5 protein-coding genes are annotated in these 5,386 nt (G+C 66.7%); 1 reads left to right on the top strand and 4 read right to left on the bottom strand.

The features are described from left to right. Positions 1–143: 143 nt before the first annotated feature. On the bottom strand, positions 144–368 hold the full coding sequence (locus IAE56_RS20415) for a CstA-like transporter-associated (seleno)protein (RefSeq protein ID WP_108765908.1): 225 nt from the start codon (positions 366–368) through the stop codon (positions 144–146). Beyond that, positions 368–2,449, bottom strand: coding sequence for a carbon starvation CstA family protein (locus IAE56_RS20410; RefSeq protein WP_108769600.1), 2,082 nt, complete (start codon positions 2,447–2,449; stop codon positions 368–370). Before IAE56_RS20410 ends, IAE56_RS20415 begins: the two co-directional genes overlap by 1 nt. 233 nt (positions 2,450–2,682) lie before the next feature. On the opposite strand from IAE56_RS20410, the gene IAE56_RS20405 reads away from it, so the two are divergent. Further along, positions 2,683–3,534, top strand: a complete 852-nt coding sequence (locus IAE56_RS20405; RefSeq protein WP_108769598.1) for a pirin family protein — start codon at positions 2,683–2,685, stop codon at positions 3,532–3,534. Between the two features lie 132 nt (positions 3,535–3,666). Here IAE56_RS20405 and IAE56_RS20400 read toward each other — a convergent pair whose 3' ends face one another. Both IAE56_RS20400 and IAE56_RS20395 read right to left on the bottom strand, forming a co-directional pair. Then, positions 3,667–4,125, bottom strand: a complete 459-nt coding sequence (locus IAE56_RS20400; protein WP_164075580.1) for a hypothetical protein — start codon at positions 4,123–4,125, stop codon at positions 3,667–3,669. 213 nt (positions 4,126–4,338) lie between these two features. After that, positions 4,339–5,202: a pirin family protein gene (locus IAE56_RS20395; RefSeq protein WP_200753774.1), complete on the bottom strand. Its 864-nt coding sequence runs from the start codon at positions 5,200–5,202 to the stop codon at positions 4,339–4,341. Positions 5,203–5,386: the final 184 nt, after the last annotated feature.

Below are 5,386 nucleotides of genomic sequence, written 5' to 3'. Positions count from 1 at the left end.
CCTACAGGGACGTACTTGCGGCGTCCCCGCAATCCGACACCGCCCCGCCAAACAAACAGAAACCCAGAGCCGACGCTCTTGCAGTTGCACCTGCTGTTGAATCGGCGGGCGCCGGGCGGCAAGCCCGGCACCCACCCAGAACCTCAACAGCAGCGACCGCCGTTGCGACCGCCGTAGCGCGCTTCCTGCCGTTCGCGGAAGAACGTCTTGTAGTCCATCGGTTCCTGATCCGGATGCTTCTCCAGCATGTGCCGGACGTAGTTGTCGTAATCAGGAATCCCACAGCACAGCCGTGCGGTCTGCACCAGGCGCCGCCAGATGCGGCGGTGCGTCTGGTACTGGCCGACGGGAACCAGTTGCGTGCTCATTACAGATCCACCATTTCGTGCGGCTTCAGCGCCACGTACGGGGTCTCGCGGTCGCTGCGCTGCGGATTGCGGCGGGCCGCCAGGATGGTCTTGATCGAGTACACCAGCACCGCACCCACCACCAGCAGGAACAGCGCGGTCAGGCTGGTGTTGACGTAGGCATTGACCACGATCTGCTGCATCTGCGCCACCGACTTGGCCGGCGCGGTGATCGTGTCGCTGGCGATCGCCGCCTGGTACTTGTGCGCCTGGGCCAGGAAGCCCTGCGCCGGGTTGCTGTCGAAGATCTTGATGAAGCCGGCATAGGTGGTGCAGATCAGCAGCCACACGGCCGGAACCGCGGTCACCCACGCGTAGCGGTCACGCTTCATCTTGAACAGCACCACCGTGCCCAGCATCAGCGCGATACCGGCCAGCATCTGGTTGGAGATGCCGAACAGCGGCCACAGCGTCTGGATGCCGCCGAACGGATCGACCACGCCGGTGTACAGCAGGTAACCCCACAGCGCCACGCAGCCGGCGGTGCCGATGATGTTGGCCGTCCACGACTCGGTCTTCTTCAGCGCCGGGATGAAGTTGCCCAGCAGGTCCTGCAGCATGAAGCGACCGGCACGGGTACCGGCATCGACCGCGGTCAGGATGAACAGCGCTTCGAACAGGATCGCGAAGTGGTACCAGAAGGCCATCATCGCGTCGCTGCTGCTCGGGATCGCTTCGTGCAGGATCTGCGCGATACCCACCGCCAGCGTCGGTGCGCCACCGGCGCGATGCAGGATGGTCGGTTCACCGATGGCCGCCGCCGTGGCGGTCAGCTGTTCCGGGCTGATGGTGAAGCCCCAGGTGTTGGTGATGAAGTGCGCCGCCGAGGCCGCATCGGCACCGATCACCGCCGCCGGGCTGTTCATCGCGAAGTAGATGCCCGGATCGATGATCGAGGCGGCGACCAGCGCCATCACTGCCACAAACGATTCCATCAGCATGCCGCCGTAGCCGATGTAGCGCATGTGCGATTCATTGGCGAGCAGCTTGGGCGTGGTGCCCGAGGAGATCAGGGCATGGAAGCCGGACACCGCGCCGCAGGCGATGGTGATGAACAGGAACGGGAACATGCCGCCCTTCCACACCGGGCCGTCGCCGCTGGCGGCGAACTGGGTCAGCGCCGGCATCTTCAGTTCCGGCATGACCACCAGGATGCCGATGGCCAGGGCGATGATCGTGCCGATCTTCAGGAAGGTGGACAGGTAGTCGCGCGGGGCCAGCAGCAGCCACACCGGCAGCACCGAGGCGACGAAACCATAGCCGATCAGCATCCAGGTGATCTGGGTGCCGGTGAAGGTGAACGCCGGACCCCAGGTCGGGTCGGCCGCCACCTTGCCGCCGAACCAGATCGCGGCCAGCAGCAGGATCAGGCCGACCACCGAAATCTCACCAATCTTGCCGGGGCGGATGTAGCGCATGTACACGCCCATCAGGATCGCGATGGGCATCGTCGCGATCACCGTGAACATGCCCCAGGGGCTTTCGGCCAGCGCCTTGACCACCACCATCGCCAGCACCGCCAGGATGATGATCATGATCAGGAAGGCGCCGAACAGGGCGATGGTGCCGGGCACCTGGCCCATTTCCTCTCGCACAAGGTCACCCAGCGAACGGCCGTTGCGGCGGCTGGACAGGAACAGGACCACGAAGTCCTGCACCGCGCCGGCCAGTACCACGCCCACCACCAGCCACAGCAGGCCGGGCAGGTAGCCCATCTGCGCGGCCAGCACCGGGCCGACCAGCGGGCCTGCACCGGCGATGGCGGCGAAGTGGTGGCCGAACAGCACGTGCTTGTTGGTCGGGACGTAGTCCAGGCCATCGTTGTTGATCACCGCCGGGGTCGCCCGGGTCGGATCGAGCTGCATCACCTTGTCGGCGATGAACAGGCTGTAGAAGCGGTAGGCCACCAGATACAGCGATACCGCGGCGACCACGATCCACAATGCGTTGATGTGTTCGCCGCGGCGCAGGGCCACGGTGCCCAGACAGAATGCGCCGAGCAGGGCGAGGGCCGCCCAGCCTATTTTGGAAAACCCTTTCATGAGGTGCTCTCTCCCGGAAAGATGTTCAAAGGGTCCCGCGTGACCTGTGCACGGTCAATCGGTACGGAACCTTTCTGCGGTAGTACTTTGGTCGAACACAACGCAGGCGCCGCCGCGCGGCGGACATGACGCGCGGCGAACACCAGCGATGGAACAATCGGTTGCGGCGCCGCCCATTGGCGTTGCGGCGTGCGGCGTCCATCTTCACTGGCATCCATCCAACAGGAGTCGCCATGAGCCTTCCCGAACCGGTCCGCGTGCAGCGCACCATCCGTGGCATGCCCACCTCCGACGGTGCCGGCGTGCGGCTGACCCGTGTCATCGGCGGCCCGTCGCTGCCCGACCTCGATCCGTTCCTGCTGCTGGACGAATTCGGTACCGACCGTGCCGAGGACTACATCGCCGGCTTCCCGGAGCACCCGCACCGTGGCTTCGAGACCGTCACCTACATGCTGGACGGGCGCATGCGCCATCGCGACAACCACGGCAACGAAGGCCTGCTGACCCCGGGCAGCGTGCAGTGGATGACCGCTGGCCGCGGCCTGGTCCATTCGGAAATGCCGGAGCAGGAAAGCGGGCAGATGCGCGGTTTCCAGCTGTGGGTGAACCTGCCGGCGCGCGACAAGATGACCGACCCGAAGTACCAGGAGTTCGCGCCCGAGCGCATTCCGGTGGTGCAGCCGGCCGAGGGCGTGCAGGTGAAAGTGATCGCCGGCAGCGTCGACGGCACCGTCGGCCCGATCGCGCAGCCGGCCACCGATCCGCTGTACCTGGACATCAGCCTGGACGCGGACCGCGCCTGGACCTATACGCTGCCGGAAGGGCACAACGCCTTCGCCTACGTGTTCGAGGGTGGGGTGACGGTGGGTGAGCAGGATGCCGCACGTGACGTGGCGCGCCAGGAGCTGGCGGTGCTGGGCGGCGGCGAACAGCTGCACCTGTCGGCCGGGCGCGAAGGCGCACGGTTGATCCTGGTGGCGGGTCGCCCGCTGCGCGAGCCGGTGATGCGCCATGGTCCGTTCGTGATGAACACCCGGCAGGAACTGATGCAGGCCTTCGTCGATTTCCAGGAAGGCCGCTTCTGAGGGGTAGCGCCGGGCCACGCCCGGCGGCTTTCCCAGCGTCGCGCGCAAGCGCCCGTTCGCCGGGCATGGCCCGGCGCTACCGATCAATGTTGAAGTGCGGGAATGCTGCCAGGCAGTCATCCCCGTGCCCGCTCAGCGTCCGTCGGCCACGGCCGACGGGGTCAGGCTCATGCCCTGCGCCAGCTGCTGCAGGCTGCCCAGTTCCTGGGTGCTGCCCGGGTACAGTGCGATCTGCGCATAGCGGCCCTTGTCCAGCTTGATCACGCTGATGCGCCGCTCGGCATAGCCCGGCGGCTGCTGGCCGCCCAGGTCGGGCTGGTACCAGTACATCGATTCACCGCCGAAGCTGCCCTTTTCCTGGCGCAGCGAACGACTGAGCGGAATGCCCGGATCGCGCTGGCTGAGCATCAGGCTCAGCACTTCACGGCCATCGGCGGTGGCCGCCCGGCACACCACGAAATCAGCTTGTGCCTGCTCCTGCCACTGCAGACCGCTGCTGGCGGGCAGCGACGGACACTCGACCGGAGCCTGCGCGGCGGCCTGGGCCGCGGCAAACAGCAGGCTCGACAACAGAACAGGCGCGAACTTCATGCATCCCCCAAGGTGGCGTGTCGTAAGGCTCCACCGGCGTGCCGGTGGCGGTGGCATCCCATCCCCGGATGCCAAGCCGTCCGCAGGTGTACGGACGGTCATCCCGACCTTAACGGAACGTGAGCGATCGCACAAATTGCGGTTACAACCGTAACCATCACGCGGGGTAGAGTCGAGCTTGCTCGACTGCCGTCAACCGCGCGGCCCTCGACCTCAGTACTGCGGCAGCGGAATGAATTCCTTGTCGTCGCCGGGGATGGTGCCGAAGCGCCCGGCTTCCCAATCGTGCTTGGCCTGTTCGATGCGCTCCTTGGAGCTGGACACGAAGTTCCACCACAGGTGGCGCGGGCCATCGAGCGGCTCGCCACCGAACAGCATTGCCTTCACCGGCGTCTTCGCGCGCAGGCGGCCAATGGCGCCGGCCTCGGGAATGACCAGGTGCTGGGCCGGGATGTCTACGCCATCCAGCTGGGCCTGGCCCTCGAGGATGTACAACGCGCGTTCGCGATGGCCGTTGTCGATGTCGATCTCCGCATCCGGGTCGAGGTCGATGGCCACGTTGAGCGTATCGGCGAACACCTTCACCGGCGATTCCTCGCCATAGGCGCGGCCGGCGATCACCCGCAGCCACGCGCCATTGCGGCGCTGCTCGGGCAGGGTGGCGGCGGCATGGTGGTAGAACGCCGGCTCGATCTCCTCGTGCGACTTCGGCAGCGCGACCCAGGTCTGCATGCCGTGGATCGGGTTGTCGTGGTCGCGATCCGGCGGCGGCGTGCGTTCGGAATGGGCGATGCCACGGCCGGCGGTCATCCAGTTCACGTCACCGGGGCGGATGACCTGGTCCGAGCCCAGCGTGTCGCGGTGGCCGATGGCGCCGGACCACAGGTAGGTGACGGTGGCCAGGCCGATATGCGGGTGCGGGCGCACGTCGATGGCGGTGCCGGGGTGCATGATCGCCGGGCCCATCTGGTCGACGAACACGAACGAGCCGATGCAGCGGGCCTGCAGGGTGGGCACGGCGCGGCGCACTTCCAGGCCGCCGATGTCGTGGACGCGCGGGGCGATGATGGTGGTCATGCGGGCGTTCTCGCTGGCAGGGATCAAGGGCGCCAGCATGGCATGCGGTCGTGGTGGGCACATGCCCCATGCGGGTAACAGCCTGTTCCGTAGAGTCGAGCTTGCTCGACTGGGTTTCAGCCAACGGCGCAGCCCCTCGTGGCTGGGCTGGTCGGTTCGTCTCTCGTGGTGGGCCGGGCGGGTG

The organism is Stenotrophomonas sp. S41 (genome assembly GCF_016624625.1).
Lineage (GTDB): Bacteria > Pseudomonadota > Gammaproteobacteria > Xanthomonadales > Xanthomonadaceae > Stenotrophomonas.
This window is presented reverse-complemented; position numbering and strand designations above follow the sequence as displayed.

Bases quoted from the DNA above. Each gene is read 5' to 3' on its own strand.
- IAE56_RS20415 (WP_108765908.1), bottom strand. From the start codon at position 368: ATGAGCACGCAACTGGTTCCCGTCGGCCAGTACCAGACGCACCGCCGC.
- IAE56_RS20410 (WP_108769600.1), bottom strand. From the start codon at position 2,449: ATGAAAGGGTTTTCCAAAATAGGCTGGGCGGCCCTCGCCCTGCTCGGC.
- IAE56_RS20405 (WP_108769598.1), top strand. From the start codon at position 2,683: ATGAGCCTTCCCGAACCGGTCCGCGTGCAGCGCACCATCCGTGGCATG.
- IAE56_RS20400 (WP_164075580.1), bottom strand. From the start codon at position 4,125: ATGAAGTTCGCGCCTGTTCTGTTGTCGAGCCTGCTGTTTGCCGCGGCC.
- IAE56_RS20395 (WP_200753774.1), bottom strand. From the start codon at position 5,202: ATGACCACCATCATCGCCCCGCGCGTCCACGACATCGGCGGCCTGGAA.